At 60.5% G+C, this 21,768-nt stretch carries 18 protein-coding genes; 10 read left to right on the forward strand and 8 right to left on the reverse strand.

Features of this window, described 5'->3' with window-relative positions; genetic code table 11:
* Window positions 1-14 precede the first annotated feature (14 nt).
* Entirely contained in the window at window positions 15-182 is a 168-nt protein-coding gene (locus C3418_RS12660; RefSeq protein WP_005308905.1) for a hypothetical protein, read from the reverse strand.
* 56 nt (window positions 183-238) lie between these two features.
* Here C3418_RS12660 and C3418_RS12665 point away from each other — a divergent pair, with 56 nt between their 5' ends.
* Genes C3418_RS12665 through gshA form a run of 4 tightly spaced genes read left to right on the forward strand, consistent with a single transcriptional unit; the run spans window position 239 to window position 6,140 of the window.
* Complete coding sequence (locus C3418_RS12665; protein WP_167825820.1) at window positions 239-1,213, forward strand: NADP-dependent oxidoreductase; 975 nt, start codon at window positions 239-241, stop codon at window positions 1,211-1,213.
* Window positions 1,210-1,647, forward strand: coding sequence for a YqaA family protein (locus C3418_RS12670; RefSeq protein ID WP_103858664.1), 438 nt, complete (start codon window positions 1,210-1,212; stop codon window positions 1,645-1,647). Before C3418_RS12665 ends, C3418_RS12670 begins: the two co-directional genes overlap by 4 nt.
* Before the next feature lie 25 nt (window positions 1,648-1,672).
* Window positions 1,673-4,486, forward strand: a complete 2,814-nt coding sequence (locus tag C3418_RS12675; protein ID WP_103858665.1) for a pitrilysin family protein — start codon at window positions 1,673-1,675, stop codon at window positions 4,484-4,486.
* 58 nt (window positions 4,487-4,544) lie between these two features.
* A complete protein-coding gene (gene gshA, locus C3418_RS12680) occupies window positions 4,545-6,140 on the forward strand; it encodes a glutamate--cysteine ligase (protein ID WP_042079257.1) in 1,596 nt (531 codons plus the stop codon).
* A 129-nt stretch (window positions 6,141-6,269) separates the two neighbouring features.
* Here gshA and C3418_RS12685 read toward each other — a convergent pair whose 3' ends face one another.
* Window positions 6,270-7,589: an anaerobic C4-dicarboxylate transporter gene (locus C3418_RS12685; RefSeq protein ID WP_010673132.1), complete on the reverse strand. Its 1,320-nt coding sequence runs from the start codon at window positions 7,587-7,589 to the stop codon at window positions 6,270-6,272.
* 130 nt (window positions 7,590-7,719) lie between these two features.
* Window positions 7,720-9,162 (reverse strand): aspartate ammonia-lyase, encoded by a 1,443-nt coding sequence (aspA, locus tag C3418_RS12690; protein WP_010673133.1) that lies wholly within the window; start codon window positions 9,160-9,162, stop codon window positions 7,720-7,722.
* A 449-nt stretch (window positions 9,163-9,611) separates the two neighbouring features.
* Here aspA and C3418_RS12695 point away from each other — a divergent pair, with 449 nt between their 5' ends.
* The gene (locus C3418_RS12695) at window positions 9,612-10,091 is read left to right on the forward strand and encodes an FxsA family protein (protein ID WP_039040009.1); all 480 of its coding nucleotides are present in this window, start codon (window positions 9,612-9,614) and stop codon (window positions 10,089-10,091) included.
* Between the two features lie 22 nt (window positions 10,092-10,113).
* Here the strand turns inward: C3418_RS12695 and C3418_RS12700 are convergent, their stop codons facing one another.
* Complete coding sequence (locus tag C3418_RS12700; protein WP_258040003.1) at window positions 10,114-11,448, reverse strand: MATE family efflux transporter; 1,335 nt, start codon at window positions 11,446-11,448, stop codon at window positions 10,114-10,116.
* A 242-nt stretch (window positions 11,449-11,690) separates the two neighbouring features.
* Between C3418_RS12700 and C3418_RS12705 the strand changes: the two genes are divergently transcribed.
* The 5 genes from C3418_RS12705 to C3418_RS12725 all read left to right on the forward strand — a co-directional run bounded on the left by C3418_RS12705 (window position 11,691) and on the right by C3418_RS12725 (window position 16,675).
* Window positions 11,691-11,984 (forward strand): co-chaperone GroES, encoded by a 294-nt coding sequence (locus C3418_RS12705; RefSeq protein ID WP_005309514.1) that lies wholly within the window; start codon window positions 11,691-11,693, stop codon window positions 11,982-11,984.
* 43 nt (window positions 11,985-12,027) lie between these two features.
* Window positions 12,028-13,662, forward strand: coding sequence for a chaperonin GroEL (groL, locus tag C3418_RS12710; RefSeq protein WP_010673136.1), 1,635 nt, complete (start codon window positions 12,028-12,030; stop codon window positions 13,660-13,662).
* Between the two features lie 311 nt (window positions 13,663-13,973).
* The gene (locus C3418_RS12715; protein WP_029313815.1) at window positions 13,974-14,471 is read left to right on the forward strand and encodes a molybdopterin-binding oxidoreductase; all 498 of its coding nucleotides are present in this window, start codon (window positions 13,974-13,976) and stop codon (window positions 14,469-14,471) included.
* Window positions 14,472-14,496: 25 nt separating this feature from the next.
* Complete coding sequence (locus C3418_RS12720; protein WP_029313817.1) at window positions 14,497-16,428, forward strand: bifunctional diguanylate cyclase/phosphodiesterase; 1,932 nt, start codon at window positions 14,497-14,499, stop codon at window positions 16,426-16,428.
* Window positions 16,429-16,486: 58 nt separating this feature from the next.
* Complete coding sequence (locus C3418_RS12725; RefSeq protein WP_103858667.1) at window positions 16,487-16,675, forward strand: hypothetical protein; 189 nt, start codon at window positions 16,487-16,489, stop codon at window positions 16,673-16,675.
* 64 nt (window positions 16,676-16,739) lie between these two features.
* Here the strand turns inward: C3418_RS12725 and rluA are convergent, their stop codons facing one another.
* The 4 genes from rluA to C3418_RS12740 all read right to left on the reverse strand — a co-directional run.
* The gene (gene rluA, locus C3418_RS12730) at window positions 16,740-17,396 is read right to left on the reverse strand and encodes a bifunctional tRNA pseudouridine(32) synthase/23S rRNA pseudouridine(746) synthase RluA (RefSeq protein WP_103858668.1); all 657 of its coding nucleotides are present in this window, start codon (window positions 17,394-17,396) and stop codon (window positions 16,740-16,742) included.
* A gap of 221 nt (window positions 17,397-17,617) precedes the next feature.
* Window positions 17,618-20,485 carry an RNA polymerase-associated protein RapA gene (gene rapA, locus C3418_RS12735; RefSeq protein ID WP_103858669.1) on the reverse strand — a complete coding sequence of 956 codons (2,868 nt, stop codon included), beginning with the start codon at window positions 20,483-20,485 and terminating at the stop codon, window positions 17,618-17,620.
* A 73-nt stretch (window positions 20,486-20,558) separates the two neighbouring features.
* Window positions 20,559-20,921, reverse strand: a complete 363-nt coding sequence (locus C3418_RS24100; RefSeq protein WP_146054111.1) for a hypothetical protein — start codon at window positions 20,919-20,921, stop codon at window positions 20,559-20,561.
* On the reverse strand, window positions 20,914-21,768 hold an 855-nt coding region (locus C3418_RS12740), incomplete at its 5' end, for an IS1595 family transposase (RefSeq protein ID WP_103858672.1). The genes C3418_RS12740 and C3418_RS24100, both read right to left, overlap by 8 nt.

Raw genomic sequence — 21,768 nt, forward strand, 5'->3', positions numbered from 1 at the left:
CTTGTCCCCGAACCCTAGTGAGTGAGCACCATCATCAGGCTGAGGAAGGCGGCCAGCCCGCCGCCGATGCCGATGATCCAGTAAAAGCCCTTGGCCCCCTGTTTGAGCGGGATGCGGAAGTAGAGCAGAAACGCCCACCACCCCAGGGCCAGCAACAGAGGAATAAGAAACATTCGAGCCATGGTGTCCTCGCTGTTATTCTGTTGACCCTTGATCAATCAACAGGATGGATTGTGCAATGACGCAGCTACAGATTACCGCATTCGGCGACCCCTCGGTACTCAGGCTCAACCCTTCCCTGGACAAGGTACCCGCAGAGGGAGAGGTCCGGGTGCGCATCTGCTTTGCGGGGGTCAACCCCATCGATGCCAAGACCCGGGCCGGTCTCGGCTGGGCGGCGGCCCAGAACAAGGACAACCTGCCCTGGACGCCGGGTTATGACGTCTCCGGTGTGGTGGAAAAGGTGGGGCCCGGCGTGACCTCCCTGGCCGAGGGGGAACTGGTGTGCGGCATGGTGGGCTTCCCCCTCGCCGCCGGTGCATATGCCGAATCCGTGGTGGCCCGCGAGGAGGAGCTGGTCAAGCTCGATGGGGTGAGCCTCAGGCAGGGAGCGGCCCTACCGCTGGCGGGTCTCACCGCCTGGCAGGGGCTGCTGGAGCACGGTGGCTTGCAGTCGGGGCAACGGGTACTGATCCTGGCCGGTGCCGGTGGCGTCGGCCACCTGGCGGTGCAGTTTGCCGCCGCCTATGGTGCCCACGTGGTTGCCACGGCAAGTGGCGACAATCACAGCTTCCTTCATAGTCTCGGGGCGAGCCGGATGGTGGATTACCACCAGGCCGGGTGGTGCACCGAAGCGATCACCGATGGTCCGTTCGATCTGGTGCTGGATCTGGTGGGGGGCGAGAGCGGCAAGGCGGCGCTGGCCTGCGTCAAGCCGGGCGGCCGTCTGGTGACGGTCCCCACCATCACGGCCCAGCAGATCAAGGACGCGGGGGCCGAGCTCGGCGTCGAGGTTGTCGGCATGCTGGTCCATCCCGATCGAACGCAGCTGACCCAGATGCTGACGCTGCTTCGCCAGGGGGAGGTGAAGATCACTGTCTCCGGTGAATACACGCTGGCAGAAGGGGCGCTGGCCCATCAGGCCATCGAGCAGGGCCATGTGCGCGGCAAGCTGTTGCTGCGCATGTCCGCCGCAGACGGCCAGCCCGGATGATAGACTTCACCGGGATGGGGCTGGGAGGGTTGTTTCTGAGCGCCTTCACCTCCGCCACCCTGTTGCCCGGCAGCTCGGAAGTGCTGCTGGGCGCCATGGCGGCCAAGGGGGAGTGGAGCATGACCAGCCTGCTTTTCTGGGCGACGCTGGGCAATACCCTGGGTTCCATGACCACCTGGTGGCTCGGCTGGCTCGCCACCCACAAGAAAAAACCGGAAGATTTTCAAGGCCGTGGGGAACAAAAAGCCCTTGGTTGGCTCAAACGTCATGGCCACTGGTGTCTGCTGCTTGCCTGGACGCCTGTGGTCGGCGATGGTCTCTGTCTGCTGGCTGGTTGGCTGCGCCTCTCCTTCTGGCGCTCCCTCATCTTGATCGGGCTCGGCAAATTGCTTCGTTATGCCCTGGTGTTTCTGCTGGCCAGTCAGATCTTCTAGCCCTTTTGTCACTCACGAGGTACCCGTGAACAAACTCATTCCATTAAGCATGCTGCTGGGCTTCTCCCTTCCCGTGCTGGCGGCCCCGACCCTGGTGTCCGAGCAGGTCAAGCAGGAGGGCAAGCTCGGCATTCCCTACCAGATGTACAAGCTGGACAACGGTTTGACCGTGATCCTGGCCCCCGACCACTCCGATCCCCTGGTGCATCTGGATGTCACCTATCATGTCGGCTCCTCCCGGGAAACCGTGGGCAAGTCGGGCTTTGCCCACTTCTTCGAGCACATGATGTTCCAGGGCTCCAAGCACGTTGGTGATCAGGAACACATGCGGATCATCAACGAGGCGGGCGGTGACATGAACGGCACCACCAACAAGGACCGCACCAACTACTACGAAACCGTGCCGGCCAATCAGCTGGAGAAGGTGCTCTGGCTGGAGGCGGACCGCATGGGTTTCCTGCTCGATGCGGTGAGCCAGAAGAAGTTCGAGATCCAGCGCGCCACCGTCAAGAACGAACGGGCCCAGCGCATCGACAACCAGCCTTATGGCCTGGTGGGCGAGAAGGCGGGGGAGGCACTCTATCCGCGCACCCACCCCTACTCCTGGCAACCCATCGGTTATGTGGAGGATCTCGACCGGGTCGACGTCAACGACCTCAAGCAGTTCTTCCTGCGCTGGTACGGTCCCAACAACGCTACTCTGACCCTGGGCGGCGACTTTGATACCAAGCAGGCGCTGGCCTGGATTGAGCAGTACTTCGGTTCCATCCTGCGCGGTCCGGATGTGGCCGAACCGACGCCTCAGCCGGCCACCCTGCCGGCAACCCGCTACGTGACGCTGGAAGACAAGGTGCATCTACCGCTCCTGTATATCAGCTACCCGACCGTCTCCCTGGGTGACCCGCAGGAACCGGCGCTGGACATCTTTGCCGACGTGCTCGGCGGCTCCGCCAGCTCCATGCTCTACCAGGCCCTGGTCAAGACCGGCAAGGCCGTCGAGGTCGGTGCTTCCCACTCCTGCGAGGAGCTGGCCTGTACCCTGGCGATCTACGCCTACCCCAATCCGGCGGTGGACGGCAGCCTCAAGACCCTCAAGGGGGAAGTGGACAAGGTGATCGGCGACTTTGCCCAACGTGGCATCAAGCCGGCGGATCTGGAGAAGGCCATCAGCAGCTATCGCGCCGCCGCCATCTGGGGGCTCGACAGCATAGAGGGCAAGGTGAGCCAGCTCGCCATGGGCCAGGTGCTGGCCCGGGATCCCGACTATGTGTTCAAGAACCTGGATGCCATCGGCGCGGTCAAGGGGTCGGACGTCAAGGCCGCCTACGACCAGTTCATTGCGAACAAGCCTGCCGTGGTGCTGAGCGTGGTGCCCAAGGGCAAGGTGGACTGGCAGGCGGGCACACCGAACTTCACCCCCGCCGAGCGGGAGCTGCCGGACTACAGCAAGCACGGGGAGGTACTGGCCGAGCGACCGGTGAAAGACCACTTCGATCGCAGCGTGCAGCCCAAGTCCGGTGAGGCGGTCAGCGTCAAGGTGCCGGCCATCTGGCACGGCAAGCTGGACAAGGGCATCGAGATCATCGGCACCCACAGTGACGAGATCCCCGCGGTCTCCGTCATGATCGCCCTGCCGGGCGGCATCCGTGCCGAAGGCAAGGGAGAGCTGGGGCTCGCCAGCCTGACCGCCGCCATGCTGGAGCAGGGCACGGTGCGCCTCTCCGAGGCCGAGCTCAGCGACGAGCTGCAAAAACTCGGCGCCAGCATCAGCGTCTCCACCGCCCAGTACAACAACCTGATCACCATCAGCAGCCTGACCGACAAGCTGCCCCAGACCCTGGGCCTGGTGCGCGAGGTGTTGATGCGCCCCGGCCTGCGGGAGGCGGACTTCGAGCGGCTCAAGGCGCAGATGCTGCAAGGGATGAAGCAGAACGAGCAGCAGCCCGAGTGGCTGGCGGGTCAGGCGTTCCGTCAGCTGGTGTATGGCAAGGACAATCGCCTCGGCCAGCCCACCGACGGGGTGCTCACCGACGTGGAGAAGCTGACCCTGGCGGACGTGAAACGCTTCTACCAGGACTACTACAACCCGACCAATGCCAAGGTGGTGGTGGTGGGTGACGTGACCCAGGCACAAGTGGAGGATCAGCTCGGCTTCCTGACCCAGTGGAAGGGCGCGGCTCCGACCCTGGGGGATCTCAAGCCCAGGGGGGATCAGGCCAAGCCGGGCATCTACCTGGTGGACAAGCCGGGGGCGCCCCAGTCGGTGATCCGCATCGGTCGGCGCGCCATGGCGTTCGACACCACGGGAGACTACTTCGTCGCCAACCTGATGAACTTCAACCTGGGGGGCAACTTCAACAGCCGCATCAACCTCAACCTGCGGGAAGACAAGGGCTACACCTATGGCGCCAGCTCGGGCTTCCAGGCCAACCGCGAGGCGGGCGTGTTCGCCACCGGCGCCAATGTGCGGGCCGATGCGACCGTGGACGCCATCCGCCAGTTCCTCAAGGAGATGGACGGCTACCGTGCGAGCGGACCGACCCCGGTGGAGCTGGCCTACATGCGCAGCGCCGTCTCCCAGCAGGATGCCCTCTCCTACGAGACCCTGGGGCAGAAGGCGGGCTTCCTGCTGCAGATGATCATGTACGACCTGAAGCCGGACTATGTGCAGGCCCAGAGCAACCTGATCAAGACGGTGTCGTCCGAGACGCTCAAGGCGAGCGCGGCCCGCTGGCTCGACCCGGCCGACATGGTGATTGTGGTGGTGGGGGACAAGCAAAAGCTTGAAAAACCCCTGAGCGAGCTTCATCTTCCCATCTATCCACTGCAACTGCCCTGAGGGGCGCTGCAAAAATGAGTGCCGCCCCAGGTGGGGCGGCCATACATGAGCCGTGAATATGACCACTACTAGCTTGTCGCTCACCGAGTTGCTGGCTGCGCTGGGAACCCCGGAGCGCGTGACCGCCCTCAAGGGGATCCGGCGCGGGATCGAGCGTGAATGTCTGCGCATCACCCCGCAAGGGACCCTGGCCCAGACCGATCACCCCAGAAGCCTGGGGTCGGCCCTGACCCATGCCAACATCACCACCGACTACGCCGAGAGCCTGCTGGAGTTCATCACCCCGGCCACCGACTCCATCGAGAGCCTGATCGAGCAGCTCGGCGACATCCACCGCCACACCATTCACCACCTGGGAGAGGAGCGGATCTGGCCCCTCTCCATGCCCTGCTTCGTCGGCGACGAGGAGAGCATCCGCCTGGCCCAGTACGGCAGCTCCAACATAGGCCGGATGAAGACCCTGTACCGTCAGGGGCTGAAGAACCGCTACGGCAGCCTGATGCAGGTGATCGCCGGGGTGCACTTCAACTTCTCCATGCCGGACAGCTTCTGGTGCGAATGGCAGGATCTGGTGTGCGAGGGCTGCTGCAGCCAGCGTTTCATCTCCGACAAATACATGGGGCTGATTCGCAACGTCTACCGCTTCGGCTGGCTGGTGCCCTATCTGTTTGGCGCCTCCCCGGCCATTTGCGACTCCTTCCTCAAGGGGCGCAAGAGCGACCTGCCGTTCCAGAAGACCGGCAAGGGCACCCTCTACCTGCCCTATGCCACGGCGCTGCGGCTGTCCGATCTCGGCTACACCAACAGCGCCCAGGCGGGGCTCAAGATCAGCCACGACAACCTGCCGGCCTATGTCAGCAGCCTACGCCGCGCCATCAACACCCATGACCCCGAGTTTGCCAAGATCGGCGTCAAGGTGAACGGCGAGTACCGCCAGCTCAACGACAACGTGCTGCAGCTGGAAAACGAGCTGTACGCCCCGATCCGGCCCAAGCGCACCCCACGCAGCGGCGAGAAGCCGTCGGATGCGCTGGAGCAGCGCGGCATCGAATACATAGAGCTGCGCACAGTGGACGTGAACCCCTTCACCCCGTTCGGCATCGAGGTGGATCAGATCCGCTTCTTCGATCTCTTCCTGGTCTGGTGCCTGCTGCGCCCGTCCCCCGTGCTGGGTGACGAGGAGATTGCCCGCAATCGCCGCAACCAGAACAAGGTGGTGCTGGAGGGGCGCCGCCCCGGCCTCGAGCTGGAGGACGAGCAGGGCAACCCCATCGGCCTCAAGGAGTACGGCCTCAAGCTGTTCGACGAGCTGGGCCAGGTGGCCGAGCTGCTGGATCGCTGCTGCGGTCGCAACCGCTACCGCGAGACGCTGGCCATGCACCGCGAGAAGCTGCTCGACCCCGAGCTGACCTACTCCGCCCGCCTGCTCAAGCAGTTGCTGGAAAGCGGTCAGGACAACGGCTGCTTCGGCGACGAGCTGGCGAGCCGCTACCGGGAAGAGATGCTGGCCGGCGAACTGCAGTACTGGGACCAGGCCTACTTCGCCGGCGAGGCGCGGGAGTCGCTGGCCAAGCAGCGGGAGCGTGAGCGCAGCGACAGCCTGTCGTTCGACGACTTCCTGGCCGACTATTTCGGTACCCGGCAGACCACCTGAGGATCCACCCCCGTTGACGCGAGCCGCTCCCTTGAGCGGCTTTTTCATGGGGGCTCAGAGGGATGGCCGCGGTGGCCGGAGATAAAAAAACGGCCCCGAAGGGCCGTTTTGCATGGGGCGTTTCCTCGGTCAGAGGATGAGGCCGCCGAAGAAGAAGCCCAGGGCCACTGCCATGGCGATGGTGGCCACACCCGGGATGAAGAAGGGGTGGTTGAACACGGCCTTGCCGATGCGGGTAGAGCCGGTGTCGTCCATCTCGACCGCGGCCAGCAGGGTCGGGTAGGTCGGCAGCACGAACAGGGCGCTCACGGCGGCGAAGGAGGCGATGGCCGCCAGCGGGCTGACACCCAGTGCCAGGGCGGCAGGCATCAGGGCCTTGGTGGTGGCACCTTGCGAGTAGAGCAGCATGGAGGAGAAGAACAGCACCACGGCCAGCAGCCAGCTGTATTGGCTCAGCAGATCGCCAGCGAACGCCTGGATCTCCACCATGTTGCCCTTCACGAAGACGTTGCCCAGCCAGGCTACGCCCAGCACGCAGATACAGGCGGACATACCGGACTTGAAGGTCGGCATGTTGGTGATCTGGGCCGCGTCCAGTTTGCAGAACAGTACCATCAGGGTGGCGGCGGAGAGCATGATGCCCATGATGGCGCCATCGCGGGGGATCGGCGGATTGCTGATGAGGCCCACGTTGCCGGAGATGGCGGTGGCATAGGCCATCACGGCCACGATGGAGGCGACGAAGATGCCGACGGAGAGCTTGGCATAAGGCTTGATTTCAACCTGGCTGGTACCGCGCAGCTTGATGAGTCCCTTGGCTTTGCGCTCCAGATAGACTTCGTCCTGATCCAGCGGCTTGCCCAGCAGGTTGGCGATGAAGGCCCCCAGCAGACAGGCGATGAAGCTGGACGGGATGCAGATGGCCAGCAGGGTCAGGTAATCCACGCCAAGCGGCTCCAGCATGCCGGAGAAGGCGACCACGGCCGCCGAGATGGGGGAGGCGGTGATGGCAATCTGGGAGGCAACGACCGCGATGGAGAGCGGACGGGAGGGGCGAATGCCCTGCTCCTTGGCCACTTCGGCGATCACCGGCAGGGTGGAGAAGGCGGTGTGACCGGTACCGGCCAGCATGGTCATCAGGTAGGTGACGACCGGCGCGGCGAAGGTGATGTGCTTGGGATTCTTGCGCAGGGCTTTTTCGGCCAGGTGCACCAGATAATCCATCCCGCCGGCCAGCTGCATACAGGCGATGGCGCAGATGACGGACGCGATGATCATGATCACGTCCCACGGGAGATAAGTCACCAGCTGATCGCTCGGGATGGGCATGCCCAGCCCCCAGGTCAGCACCAGTACCCCCAGACCACCGGCAAAGCCGATACCGATGCTGCCTATCCGGGCCCCCAGATAGATAGCGGCGAGCACGACAAGTAACTCGATTCCAATCATAGCGAACACTCCATTTTCCAGTTTTTTTAGGTTTTATTAGGCTGAAAAGCCAATTCCCGATGGGGCTGTGGGGAGACCGCTCGGGAATTGACTTTAAATGGGCCGGGATAACCCCGGCCCATCTGCTCGCTTATACGGTGGCTTCGCGGGTGTAACGCTTGGCTTTGTATTGCGGGTTCATCAGGTTCTCGATGGAGAGGATCTCGTCCAGCTGTTCGGCGGTCAGCAGGCCGCGTTCCAGCACGACTTCGCGGACGTTCTTGCCGGTCTGGGCACAGATCTTGCCGACGATGTCGCCTTCATGGTGACCGATGAAGGGGTTCAGGTAGGTCACGATGCCGATGGAGTTCAGCACGTGGTTCATGCAGATGTCCGGGTTGGCGGTGATGCCTTCCACGCACTTCTCGCGCAGGGAGATGCAGGCTTTTTCCATCAGGCTCAGGGATTCGAACATGGCCTGACCAATCACCGGCTCCATGACGTTCAGCTGCAGCTGACCGGCCTCGGCGGCGAAGGTGATGGTGACGTCGTTGCCGAATACCTTGAAGCAGGACTGGTTGACCACTTCCGGAATGACCGGGTTGACCTTGGCCGGCATGATGGAGGAGCCAGCCTGCATTTCCGGCAGGTTGATCTCTTTGAGCGCGGTGCGCGGGCCGGAGGAGAGCAGACGCAAGTCATTACAGATCTTGGAGAGCTTCATGGCCAGACGCTTGACCGCACCGTGCAGCATCACATAGGCGCCACAGTCGGAGGTCGCTTCGATGAGGTCCTCTGCCGGCACGTAGGCACGACCGGTGATCTCGGCCAGACGCTTGATGGCAAGACCGGAGTACTCGGGCGGGGTGTTCAGACCGGTACCGATGGCGGTGGCGCCCAGGTTCACTTCCAGCAGCAGCTCCTGGCAACGCTTGATGGATTTGATCTCTTCACGCAGGGTGACGGCGAAGGCGTGGAACTCCTGACCCAGGGTCATGGGCACGGCGTCCTGCAACTGGGTACGGCCCATTTTCAGGATATGTTTGAATTCCTTGGCTTTGACATCGAAGGCGGCGATGAGGGCTTCCAGAGCGTGCAGGGTGGTGTCGGTGCTGTTGACCACGGCCACGCGGAAACCGGTGGGGTAGGCATCGTTGGTGGACTGGCACTTGTTGACGTGATCGTTGGGGTTGATGACGTCGTAGCGACCCTTTTCAAGTCCCATCAGCTCGAGGGCGATGTTGGCCAGCACTTCGTTGGTGTTCATGTTGACGGAGGTACCGGCGCCGCCCTGATAGACATCGACCGGGAACTGGTCGAAGCACTTGCCAGTGTTCAGCATCAGGTCGCAGGCTTCGACAATCTTGTCTGCGATCTCGGGACGGATGGTGCCCAGTTCACCGTTGGCCAGTGCAGCAGCCTTCTTGGTCAGGACCATGCCACGAACAAACTCGGGAACGTCAGAAATCTTCTGAGTGCTGATCTTGAAGTTTTCAACAGCGCGCAGGGTGTGCACGCCGTAGTAGAGGTCGTTGGAAACTTCTTTGGTGCCCAGCAGGTCTTCTTCAATGCGGACGTTCTTGATGTCGCTCATTGTTATGCCTCAGAAATCAAATAAATGGAAACGATCCTCACCGAGTGGTCGCGATTTCCCTACGCACATTTCATCCTGAAGCACCACACATCGGGTGGGGCAGTTGGGAGCCAGTTGCTCCCTGTGCAATGACTGGTGTTGATGTTACCCCAATTGAGGTATCCGGTATTAGACCTGGATCACTAAATTTGAGGCAACCTCAAATTTCTTGTGGTCATTAAACAGATATTGCAATCGGGCGATTAACTTTGACAGAACAACCACCTCAATCCCAGTTGGGCGGACAAATATTTATCCGTATTCCGGGGCCTGCGGCAGGAGAGGCTTGAAAAATGATCAACCAGCCCCATGTTAATGTCAGAAGACCTGAACCCGGCGCATCAGCATCAGCGTTGTGCGGCTGCCGACCGGACACCCCGGGTCCATTCATTCATCGCTCCGAGGTTGCTATGGGCAAGTTGTTACTGTTGTTGGTCGGGCTGGTATTGCTGGAGCTCACCGTCATGATCAAGGTGGGCTCCGTGATCGGGGCCTTGCCGACCGTTGGCTTGCTGGTGCTGACCGCCGTGCTGGGATCGTCGCTGGTGCGCAGCGAGGGGATCAAGACCCTGCTCACTGCCCAGCAGAAGATGCAGCTGGGGGAGATGCCCGGCCGCGAGGTGATGGGTGGCATGATGCTGGCGCTGGCGGGCTTGCTGCTGATTATCCCGGGATTTGTAAGCGATATTGTCGGCATCCTGCTGCTGCAGCCCTGGCTGCGCAACATGCTGGCCGACAAGCTGATTGGCAGCAATCAGTTCAGGATGCAGATGGGGGGTTTCCAGGCTCGCCAGCAGCCGTTTGAACCAGGCCCGGGCGATGACAGACCCGGACAATCCCCGCGAGGGGGTGGCAATACCATCGAAGGGGAGTTCGAACGCAAAGAGTAATCGCGAGCCTCGGGCTGTGCCGTCAGGATCTCCCCTGATGGCACAGCCGCTCGAATCTGTGGCGGGCATACCCCCATGCCAGCAATCCGGCGGCCAGGTTCGCCAGCAGCATCCCCAGATAAATCCCCTGTTCTCCCCCCAGTTTTGCCCCCAGCCAGGCCCCTGGCAGCAAGAAGACAAACAGTCTGATGCCGTTTATCAGCAGTGACACCGCCGATGCCCTGACGCCGTTGAGGGCCGAGGCCAGCAGCATCACCATGCCCTGAAAACCGTAGCCAATGGGGACCAGATGCAGATAGAGCACGATGAGTCGCACCACTTGCGGATGATCGCTGAACAGATCGGCGATGAAGGGGGCGAGAAGCCAGGTCAGCACGTAGACCCCAAGCTGGAACAGCAGGGCGAAGCGCATGCAGAGCAGCAGGGCGGCCTTGGCTCGGGCCGGATTCCCGGCGCCGCAGTTCTGCGAGATGAAGGGGGCCAGCACGGAAGAGAGCGCCATCATCACGATGAGCAGCAAGGCCTCGACCCGGGATGCCGCGCCGTAGGCGGCGACCACCTCGGTTCCCAGCCCGGCGAAAATGATCATCAACACGGCGTTGGCCAGTGGGTTGAGCATGTTGGTAAACGATGCGGGCACAGCCACATGGAGCAGGGCGCGCCAGTGGGCCAGCAACTGCCGGCGCGGGGAGAGGCGCCAGCGCAGCAGGCCCTCGCGGTGGCGCAATATATAGAGGCTGACCAGCATGGCCATCAGCCAGGAGAGGGAAGTGGCGATGGCGGCTCCCCGAATGCCCCACTCGGGGAAGGGGCCCGGCCCGAAGATGAGCAGAGGATCCAGCACGCCGTTGACCAGACCGGCGACCCCCATCACCAGACTGGGGGTCTTGGTATCCCCCGTGGTCCGGATGGCCGCATTGCCGACCATGGGCACGACCAGCATGGGGACGGTCAGATACCAGATGAGCATGTAGTCGTGGATGAGGGAGATGAGCTCGGGGCTGGCCCCCAGCAGGGTGAACAGAGGGGTAATGGTCATTGCCCCCAGTCCGGCAAGCAGACTCACCAGGATGACGGCGAGGAACAGGCAGTCTGTGGTGATGCGGGCAGCCTCGTCATGGCGACCCTGCCCCAGGGCATGACCGAGCAGGGCGCACAGGCCCGCTCCCAGCCCCATGGTCAGGGAGGTGACGACAAAGGTGACCGGGAAGGTGAAGCTGATGGCGGCCAGCGCCTGGGTACCCAGCATGCCGATGAAGAAGGTATCGACCAGGTTGAAGGCCAGGATGGCGATGATGCCCAGGATCATGGGGCCCGTCATGCGCAGCAGCATGGGCGTCATGGGGGCGGTCAGCATGGGGTTGGGTCGGCTCAAGGCAGAGTCTCTAGGTGCTTTGGGCCTGAATGCTGGCCGTCTCCATCCGCCTTCCTGATTGGGGATGGGTGATCCATCGAAGGTGTTCATAGTACGTGAAAATATTTTTTTTGTATTTGCCCTTGAAGGGCTAGCCCTGTTGCCCCAGATCAGGGGCATGACAAATTTGGCCGATTGCGGCCATTCCTCAAGCAACACAGAGACTCATTTTGGGAGAGTTATCGATGAAAATTCGTCCACTGCACGACCGCGTCATCATCAAGCGCATCGAAGCTGAAGCCAAATCCGCTGGCGGCATCGTCTTGACTGGCACTGCGGCCCAGAAGTCCACCCGTGGTGAAGTTCTTGCCGTGGGGACTGGTCGAATTCTGGACAATGGGGATGTCAAAGCACTGGCCGTCAAGGTGGGTGACAAGGTGATCTTCAACGAAGGCTACGGCGTGAAGACCGAAAAGCTGGATGGCCAGGACGTACTGATCCTGTCCGAGACCGACATCCTGGCGATTGTCGAAGAGTAATCACCCTCCCTCTTTTCCCGAATTGATTTAAGGATTGAAGAACATGGCAGCTAAAGAAGTTAAGTTTGGCAACGAAGCTCGCATCAAAATGCTGGAAGGCGTCAACATCCTGGCCGATGCCGTCAAGGTGACCCTGGGCCCGAAAGGTCGCAACGTGGTGCTGGACAAGTCCTTCGGCGCCCCGACCATCACCAAGGATGGCGTCTCCGTTGCCCGTGAAATCGAACTGGAAGACAAGTTCCAGAACATGGGTGCCCAGATGGTCAAGGAAGTCGCTTCCAAGGCCAATGACGCCGCCGGTGACGGTACCACCACTGCCACCGTACTGGCTCAAGCCATCGTCAACGAAGGCCTGAAGGCCGTTGCTGCCGGCATGAACCCCATGGATCTGAAGCGTGGTATCGACAAGGCCGTTGTGGCTGCCGTTGCCGAGTTGCAAGCTCTGTCCACTCCCTGCGCCGACAACAATGCCATCGCCCAGGTAGGCACCATCTCCGCCAACTCCGACGAGAAGGTCGGCAAGCTGATTGCCGAAGCCATGGACAAGGTCGGCCGTGACGGCGTCATCACCGTGGAAGACGGTCAGGGCCTGGACGACGAGCTGGCGGTGGTAGAAGGCATGCAGTTCGACCGCGGCTACCTCTCCCCTTACTTCGTGAACAAGCCGGAAACCGGCTCCGTCGAGCTGGATGATCCCTTCATCCTGCTGGTGGACAAGAAAGTCTCCAACATCCGCGAAATGCTGCCGGTGCTGGAAGGTGTGGCCAAGGCGGGCAAACCGCTGATCATCGTGGCCGAAGACGTGGAAGGCGAAGCGCTGGCGACCCTGGTGGTCAACACCATGCGTGGCATCGTGAAAGTGGCCGCCGTCAAGGCGCCGGGCTTCGGTGATCGCCGCAAGGCCATGCTGCAGGATATCGCCATCCTGACCGGTGGTACCGTGATCTCCGAAGAAGTGGGTATGGAGCTGGAAAAAGCGACCCTGGAAGATCTGGGCCGTGCCAAGCGTATCGTCATCACCAAAGAGAACACCACCATCATCGATGGTGTGGGTGATGCCGCCCTGATCGAAAGCCGTGTGGCCCAGATCCGTCAGCAGATCGAAGAGACCTCTTCCGATTACGACCGTGAGAAGCTGCAAGAGCGCGTGGCCAAGCTGGCCGGCGGTGTTGCCGTGATCAAGGTGGGTGCTGCCACTGAAGTTGAAATGAAAGAGAAGAAAGCCCGTGTTGACGATGCCCTGCACGCCACTCGCGCAGCCGTGGAAGAAGGCGTGGTTGCCGGTGGTGGTGTAGCGCTGGTGCGCGTTGCTGCCAAGCTGGCCTCTCTGCGTGGTGACAACGAAGACCAGAATGTCGGCATCAAGGTTGCCCTGCGCGCCATGGAAGCCCCGCTGCGTCAAATCGTCATCAACGCCGGCGAAGAAGCCTCTGTCATCGCCAATGCCGTGAAGAACGGTGAAGGCAACTACGGTTACAACGCCTACACCGAACAGTACGGCGACATGCTGGCCATGGGTATCCTGGATCCGACCAAGGTAACCCGTTCTGCCCTGCAGTTCGCCTCGTCCGTCGCTGGCCTGATGATCACCACAGAGTGCATGATCTCCGAGCTGCCGAAGAAAGATGCACCTGCCATGCCTGATATGGGTGGCATGGGCGGTATGGGTATGATGTAATCCCGTCAAGTCGTCAAACGGCTCGCTTTTGCGGCAATGCTGTTCACTTAAGAGAATTTGAGTTCCAGTCCACGTAGTATCAGGACAAAAAAGCGAGGGAGGCATGATGCCTCCCTCTTTCTATTGCAAGCCCCGCTGGATAAAGGCTGGAGGAAGATCGACTGGACACAGCCTTGCCCCCTCAACTCAAATCCAATTTATGAATAATCAGTCAAAAAAGTGCTTATCTGAACAGCATTGCGCTTTTGCGGGCCGTTTTTTTTAGTGCTACTAAGCTGAAGTTGTTGATAGTGAAATGATCTGAGGTGAACATGCGATACTTAGGGCTTCTCCCGTTACTCCTTTCCCTGGCCTTGCCGGGCATGGCGCAGGCGACACCACAGGGGCCGGTCATTCTCAAGGTGACGGGGAATCTGGACCCTGCCGATCCGGCAGATGGAGAGGTGCTGTTCGATATGGCCATGATCCAGGCACTGCCGCAGCATGAGGTGGTGACGAGCAATCCCTGGGTGGACAAACCGCACAAATACGTGGGGCCGAAACTGGCGGACGTGCTGACTGAGGTGAAGGCCAACGGCAAGAGCATCACGCTCACCGCCCTGAACAGTTTCCAGATCCGGATCAACTGGGATAAGGTCAAGCAATACGATCCTATCCTGGCCTGGCAGGATGACGGGATGACCATGCGGGTGCGTGACAAGGGGCCGCTCTGGTTTATCCTGCCACTGGATCAGCATCCCGAACTCAGGCGTTCCGAGTTCACCGACATGATGATCTGGCAACTGAGTGCGATCGACATTCAGCAGTAAAAACGGTGGTTTACGGGAGTACTGGGTGAAAGCGAAGACCAGGGCCTGGCCCTTACTCGGCGTTCTTTATCTATCCATTCTGTTGTTCACGGGTAGCACCCTCTATTGCCTGGTGCAGATACAAAATGCGACCCGGGTGATGGAGAAGTACACCTATGACGTCTCCTGGGCATTGATGCAGTTGCAGCTCGAGCTGGGCCGCTTTCTCAATGCCGTCGAGATTTACCACTATGGCGGCATAGACCAGGAAGCCCTGCTGCTCCGCTATGACATTCTCTGGAGTCGTACCCCCATTCTCCTGAGCGGCCAATTGAGAAAAAGCCTCGCGGACAATCCGAAGACGCTGCGGCTGGTGAAACTGACCGAAAGCAGTATCCGCAAGCTGGAGCCTGATTTGGTCAGGCTCAAACCGGGGACGCCGGATTACCAGCAAGTCATGATGACACTGGCGCCCTTGCAGGAACCCCTCTCTTACTCTCTTGCTTCCGTCATGCAGAACAACATCAACGTCTATACGGGCAACGACGCGCGTTTTGGCCAGTTGCGCAATGCCCTGCTGTTCATGGTGTCGGGGCTGGTGGTGTCCGTCATTCTGCTCAGCGGCCTGCTGGTGCGAGAAGCCAGGCGCCATTTCAGGACCGCTAGGATCGATCCCCTCACCGGGCTCGCCAACCGGCTGGCGCTGCTGGAAAAGATGGATGCCTATGTCACCCGTGACACCTCCTTCGGACTGGTGCTGGTCGACATCAACGACTTTCGCGATATCAACAGCAAGTTTGGCTACAACACAGGGGACCTCCTGCTGCAAGAGGTGGCAAAGCGGCTGCGTGCCCTGTGCGAAAACGGGGAGTGGGTGGCGCGTTTGGGGGGAGATCAGCTTGCCATGCTGCAACGGGAGGGGAGCGATCTTCGCCAGGTCAGGGAGCTCGTGGCCAGAGTGCTCCACTCCATCAAGCAAGACATCATCATCGACAACTACCCTTTCCGGCTTGAGGTCGGTATCGGTATCGCCTTCTTCCCGACCGACAGCAACCAGACCCAGGAGTTGCTCAGCCGGGCGGAGCAGGCCCTCTCTCACAGCCGCAAGACCCATGTTCCCTATGTCATCTATGACAGTTCCCTGCTCAACGAGACGGCCAGGCGCAAGCATCTTGCGTCTGACATGGTGATGGCGCTGGAGCACAATGCGCTCGAGCTCTATTACCAGCCCATCGTCAATCTGGAAAGTGGCCGCTGTGAAGCTGTGGAGGCGCTGCTGCGCTGGCGCCATCCCGAGCTTGGCTTTATCCCGCCCAACGAGGTGATCCAGGTGGCGGAAGAGTTCCAGCTGGCTGAGAAACTGGGTGGTTGGGTATTGAATACCGCATGTGAGCAACTGCATCAGTGGCAGCACCTGGGTTTGGTGGACTTGCAGATGTGCGTGAATATCTCCCCGGGCATGTACCAGCGCAACCTGCTGAAGCTGGTGGCCAGAGCGCTGATGGAGCACCATATTCCTGCGTCCAGCTTGGTGCTGGAGGTGACGGAAGACACCACCATGCGCGAGGTCAAGAACTCGCTGCAGTTGATGCAGGATCTCAGCCAGCAGGGGGTACATCTGGCCCTTGACGACTTCGGCACCGGCTACTCCTCCCTCAGCTATCTGCAGAAGCTTCCGGTGAGCAAGGTAAAGATAGACAGGTCCTTCATTCAGGGTATCGACACCTCGATCGAGGCGGCCGAACTGGTCGCCAACATCTGCCGTATGGGCTCCATGCTTGGCAAGAAACTGGTATGTGAAGGGATCGAGACCCAGGGGCAGCTCGATGTGCTGCGCTCATTGACCGACATACATCTGTATGGGCAGGGATATCTGTTCAGTCGCCCGGAGCATGCTGAAAAGGCCTATCAGACATTGCTGGAGATGGAAGAGCGCTGGTTGGCCCGGCGCTCGCCGGACAAGGCATATCTGCGTTGAACGATATGGCTCATGTGTCACCGGGCCCGGCCGATAGTCTCTTGGCAGGAGGTACACAATGGATATTTCTAGTTCTGCAAATGCGTCGTTCGGTTCTGCACTGATGGTGGCCAGCCTGGCCAAAAAGCAGCAGACCCAGGAAGGCGAATCCGCACTGAAACTGCTGGAAACAGCAGCGCAATCCGCTCCGGCTGCGCCGACATCGGCCAGCGCTTCCCTCGGAAGCAATATCGATATCCGCGTCTGAGCGATAAAAAAGCCCCCATCTCTCGATGGGGGCTTTCTTTTTATTGGGCTGTTTTCTGCCAAGCTCAGACCGGGAAAGGGGCCGGTGCCTCGAAGGTCATCCGCTCGCCGCTTCTGGGGTGGCTGATGGTCAGGCTGGCCGCATGAAGATAAAGGTGCGGTGCAGCCGCCAGCGCATCCGGGTTGGCGTAGAGGTTGTCGCCGAGGATGGGGTGACCCAGCTCCAGCATGTGTACCCGCAACTGATGGGAGCGACCGGTAATCGGGGTCAGCTTGATCAGGCTGTTGCCGTCCTCCACCTTCAGTTTCTGCCACAGGGTGAGGGCATGACGCCCCTCCTCAAAATCCACCTTCTGCTTCGGCCGGTTGGGCCAGTCGACGCAGAGCGGCAGATCCACTTCGCCCGCATCCAGCTCCGGTTCACCCCACACCCAGGCGAGGTAGTGTTTCTCGGTCTCCCGCTCGCGGAATTGCCGGCTCAGCTCCCGGTGGGAGTTGGGGGTGAGCGGGATCACCAGCACACCGGTGGTCGCCATGTCGAGGCGATGGGCTGCTGCCGCCTTGGGGTGCTGCTGCTTGACCCGATGGAGCACGCTGTCTTCATTCTCGGGGCCGCGCCCGGGGACGCTCAGCAGGCCAGTGGGCTTGTTGACCACCATGATGTCCTTGTCCTTGAACAGGATATCGAGCCAGGGTTCCAGGGGCGGGGAGTATACAAACATAGCGTCTCGCATCTTGGGTCAAAGCGGGGGCAAGCCCCCATCAGTTATGGGTTACCACGATAAAAGTGCATGGCAGCCAACTCGCGTTGGGCCTGGCCATTATCAACCAGATGATGCCTGCACCGTTTTGTCAGTTATGGGGAACCACGATCAAAAGTGCATGGCATCCAGCCTGAGTTGGGTCTGGTCGTTAGCAACCAGATGATGCCTGCACCGTTTTATCAGTTATGGGTAACCACAATAAAGCGGATGGCATCCAGCTTGAGCTGGGTCTGGTCGATCAGGTGGTGCAATTCTGCCTGCAGATTGCGCAGATATTCCAGCTCGCTGTCGCGCACATTCGGGTTGACCGCCTTGAGTGCCTCCAGCCTGTCCAGATCCTGTTGCAGGGTCTGCGCCATCTGGGCACGGGCCTTGTCTACAATCCCGGCTTTCAGTTCGTTGGCAATGACCTCGCCCTTGCCAATCAGGCCGTGGATCACCGGCTGGGATGCAGTCACCAGCTTGCTGCCAAGGTGGCGGTTGACCGGTGTCAGCTGGCGGTTGAAGGCATCAAACGCCACTTTCTCGCCCAGATTCTGGCCGTTCTTGTCCATCAGCAGACGGATCGGCGTCGGCGGCATGAAGCGGTAGAGCTGGGGATGAGCCGCGGACTCGGCAACGAAGATCAGCTCAAGCAGGATGGAGCCAACCGGCAGCGCCTTGTTCTTGAGCAGTGCCACCGAGGTGGCACCGATCTCGGAACCCAGGATCAGGTCGATACCGCCGCGCATCATGGGATGATCCCAGGAGAGCAGCGCCATGTCATCCCGCGACAGGGCGGTGTTGCGATCGAAGGTGATGGTCATGCCGTCTTGCGGCAGGCCCGGGAAGCTCGGCACCAGCATGTGATCCCCGGGAGTCAGCACCAGCGCATTTTCACCGCGATCATCCTGGTTGACGCCGATCTCGTCGAACATCTTGAGGGCGAAGGAGATCATGCCGGTGTCGTCATCTTCGGCGGCGAGCTTGTCGACCAACTGCTGGGCGGCGGTGCCACCGCTGGAGTGGATTTCCAGCAGGCGATCGCGACCCTGTTCCAGCCGGGCCTTGAGCGGCTCGTGCAGTTCGCGGGTCTTGGCCAGCAGGGCGTCGAGGGGGCCCTGCTCGCCGGTGTTGGCGGCCAGCAGCTCGAACAGCTCGTCACGTACCGCTTCGAACACCGGGCGGGCCGTCGGGCAGGTCTGCTCGAATGCATCCAGACCATCGTGATACCAGAGTTGCAGGGCGCGCTGGGCAGTCCCTTCCAGATAGGGAACGTGGATCTCGACGGTATTCTGCTGACCGATACGATCCAGTCGGCCGATACGCTGTTCCAGTAGATCCGGGTTGAGTGGCAGATCGAACAGCATCAGATGGCTGGCAAACTGGAAGTTGCGACCTTCTGAGCCGATCTCGGAGCAGAGCAGCACCTGAGCGCCCCCCTCAGCTTGAGCGAAATAGGCGGAGGCCTTGTCCCGCTCGAGGATCGACATCCCTTCGTGGAACACGGCGCCACGGATCCCTTCACGGGTGCGCAGCGCCTCTTCCAGGGCGATGGCGGTGGCTGCTTCGGAGCAGATCACCAGCACCTTCTGCTGACGGGCGGAGAGCAGCAGTTCCAGCAACCATTCGACGCGCGGGTCGAACTGGGTCCAGGTAGCGTTGTCGCCTTCGAACTGCTGGAAGATCTTCTCGGGATAGAGGTAGCGCAAGGCACGGGCCTGCAGATCGCCGCCATTGCCACCCATCATGCCCATCACCTTGATGGCGGTCTTGTACTGCTCCGGCAGCGGCATGGGGTAGACGTTGAGGTGGCGCTCCGGGAAGCCCTGAATATTGGCGCGGCTGTTACGGAACAGCACCCGGCCGGTGCCATGCTGGTCCAGCAGCTTGGCGACCGCCTGCTGGCGGGCGGCGGCATCGCTCAAGTCCAGCCCTTCCAGCTGGCTGGCGAGGATTTGTTTGGCTTCATCGCTCAGGGTCTCGCCATCCAGCAGCTCTTGTGCGGCGCTGGCGACCTGACCATAGGCCTGCTCCTCGGCGAGGAAGGCCTCGTAGTCGTAGAAACGCTCGGGATCGAGCAGGCGAAGACGGGCAAAGTGGCTCTGGTGGCCCAGCTGATCCGGAGTCGCGGTCAGCAGCAGCACGCCCGGTACTTGTTCGGCCAGCGCTTCCACCATTTCGTAGGCGCGGCTCGGTGCCTCCTCACTCCATTCCAGATGGTGCGCTTCGTCGACAACCAGCAGATCCCACTCGGCTTCCAGCACTTGTTCGAAGCGACGACGCTTCTTGCGCAGGAAGTCGAGGCTGCAGATCACCAGCTGTTCGGTCTCGAAGGGGTTCTCCGCATCGGCGAACGCCTCGATGCAGCGCTCCTCGTCAAACAGGGAGAAGTGCAGGTTGAAACGGCGCAGCATCTCGACCAGCCACTGGTGCTGGAGCGTTTCGGGCAGCAGGATCAGCACCCGATGGGCGCGGCCGGAGAGCAACTGCTGGTGAATGATCATGCCTGCTTCGATGGTCTTGCCCAGACCAACCTCGTCCGCCAGCAATACGCGCGGGGCGTAGCGGTGACCCACTTCATGGGCGATGTAGAGCTGGTGCGGGATCAGACTGACTTTCCCGCCAGCCAGGCCGCGAGTCGGGTTGCGGCGACGCTGGTGCTGGTTGACCAGCGCTTCGTAGCGCAGGGTAAAGCGGGACATCCGGTCAATCTGGCCGGCGAACAGGCGATCCTGCGGCTTGTTGAACTTGATGAAGTTGTTGAGAAACACTTCCTTGAGGGCAATCGGCTCACCATTGTCGGTGCGAACACCTACATATATAAGCAGGCCATCTTTCTCCTGCACTTCGTCGACCGTCATGGTCCAGTCTTCGTGGCTGGCTATCTGATCGCCCACATTGAAGCTGACCCGGGTGACCGGTGCCTCTTCTTTGGCATACATGCGGTTTTCACCGGTAGCCGGAAACAACAGGGTAACCATGCGTCCTTCAACAGCAACGACAGTCCCCAACCCCAGATCCGTCTCTGTATCACTAATCCAACGCTGGCCAAGTGCAAAAGGCATTAAACTCTCCAAAGCCCAAGAGTGTGAGAATCGCAAAGGGGCGCTATGTTACCCGAAGGCGGAAAGCCGATCATCATGGTTGTGCAGCAGGGGAAAGCCAAATCGATACAAGCTTGATCTGCCAACCTGCCAGCCTCAATACAGCATCCGGAATACCAATCTGCAGATCCTTTTCGTGCATTAATACATCACCGCGGTTGCTTTGTGAGCGGTTGAACGATGAAAGCCATCTTTTTGCAATTACCCCCTTGCCAGAACGAATTCGCTCCCTATAATGCGCCTCCATCGACAGGGCAAGCGGCAACGCAAACAAGCCTGTCGGTGCCTCGAAAAAGCCTCGTAAAATAAGGCTTGACTCGAGAAGGCGGTTGAGTAGAATGCCACTCCCGCAGCAGCCAAAAGCTGCGTCGCTCTTTAACAATTCCTGATTACCCATGACCCTCAGCCAGCTTCAAGAGCCGATATGGCATCGGAGGGCTTGCCACGACTGCATGCCCCAATTCAACCAACATGCTCTTGAGGTCAAAACGATGATTAAACCGGAAGCAGTATTCCGCAAGATGCCTTGGTAAATGCTTCGCTCCGAGCGTATGGCAACTGCCCCGCAGCGAGTTTTTCACATTTCCTATCATCGTGTTTACCCAGTTGAATGCCGGATGATCCAGCCAGTCCAGGTTGCCCCCGGTGACAACACCCAGGTGCTCACAATTGGCCTCCTTGACCGCTTTGAAACAGGCCAATCCATCGGATATCACCGCGCTACCACTGGCAATATGCCGTTTTGCCCAATCAGCAACGGACTTGGTTTTGAAACCATCGACCACCGTCATCCGCATCTTGATTGGATGTCCTTCCTTGTTCAGGGCCACTGCTGCCACAAACGGCGTCTTGCCTGCCGCGCCCCGACCCCGTTTGCCACCACGGTGCTCGCCACCCCAGTAGACATCATCGAGCTGAATGATGCCGCTGATGGGCTGCTTGTCATCGGACTCTTTCATGGCTTGCAGCAGCTTGTGCTTGAGCATCCAGGCGGTGTCATATTTGACGTCCAACTGGCGCTTTAGCTCCATCGCTGACAAGGCAGTTTTGGTCTGTGACAGCAGCTGAATCGCCAGAAACCACTTGGTCAGTGGGAGTTTTGTGTTTGCAAAAATCGTGTTTCCAGTCAATGACATCTGGTGACGGCAGTTATTGCATTGCAGCACGCGTGGCCGACTTTTCAGGCGACAGCAGGTCTTGTTGGCGCACTCAGGACAGATGAAACCGTTCGGAAAACGCCAAGC

Source organism: Aeromonas sp. ASNIH8, assembly GCF_002919855.1.
GTDB classification, from domain to species: domain Bacteria; phylum Pseudomonadota; class Gammaproteobacteria; order Enterobacterales; family Aeromonadaceae; genus Aeromonas; species Aeromonas caviae.

Excerpts from the sequence above, each read along its gene's own strand:
- C3418_RS12715 (WP_029313815.1), top strand. The coding sequence starts at position 13,974 with ATGCGATACTTAGGGCTTCTCCCGTTACTCCTTTCCCTGGCCTTGCCG.
- gshA (WP_042079257.1), top strand. The coding sequence starts at position 4,545 with ATGACCACTACTAGCTTGTCGCTCACCGAGTTGCTGGCTGCGCTGGGA.
- rapA (WP_103858669.1), bottom strand. The coding sequence starts at position 20,485 with ATGCCTTTTGCACTTGGCCAGCGTTGGATTAGTGATACAGAGACGGAT.
- C3418_RS12695 (WP_039040009.1), top strand. The coding sequence starts at position 9,612 with ATGGGCAAGTTGTTACTGTTGTTGGTCGGGCTGGTATTGCTGGAGCTC.
- C3418_RS12660 (WP_005308905.1), bottom strand. The coding sequence starts at position 182 with ATGGCTCGAATGTTTCTTATTCCTCTGTTGCTGGCCCTGGGGTGGTGG.
- C3418_RS12665 (WP_167825820.1), top strand. The coding sequence starts at position 239 with ATGACGCAGCTACAGATTACCGCATTCGGCGACCCCTCGGTACTCAGG.
- rluA (WP_103858668.1), bottom strand. The coding sequence starts at position 17,396 with ATGTTTGTATACTCCCCGCCCCTGGAACCCTGGCTCGATATCCTGTTC.
- C3418_RS12705 (WP_005309514.1), top strand. The coding sequence starts at position 11,691 with ATGAAAATTCGTCCACTGCACGACCGCGTCATCATCAAGCGCATCGAA.
- C3418_RS12700 (WP_258040003.1), bottom strand. The coding sequence starts at position 11,448 with ATGCTGACCGCCCCCATGACGCCCATGCTGCTGCGCATGACGGGCCCC.
- groL (WP_010673136.1), top strand. The coding sequence starts at position 12,028 with ATGGCAGCTAAAGAAGTTAAGTTTGGCAACGAAGCTCGCATCAAAATG.
- C3418_RS12670 (WP_103858664.1), top strand. The coding sequence starts at position 1,210 with ATGATAGACTTCACCGGGATGGGGCTGGGAGGGTTGTTTCTGAGCGCC.
- C3418_RS12725 (WP_103858667.1), top strand. The coding sequence starts at position 16,487 with ATGGATATTTCTAGTTCTGCAAATGCGTCGTTCGGTTCTGCACTGATG.
- aspA (WP_010673133.1), bottom strand. The coding sequence starts at position 9,162 with ATGAGCGACATCAAGAACGTCCGCATTGAAGAAGACCTGCTGGGCACC.
- C3418_RS12685 (WP_010673132.1), bottom strand. The coding sequence starts at position 7,589 with ATGATTGGAATCGAGTTACTTGTCGTGCTCGCCGCTATCTATCTGGGG.
- C3418_RS24100 (WP_146054111.1), bottom strand. The coding sequence starts at position 20,921 with ATGGGTAATCAGGAATTGTTAAAGAGCGACGCAGCTTTTGGCTGCTGC.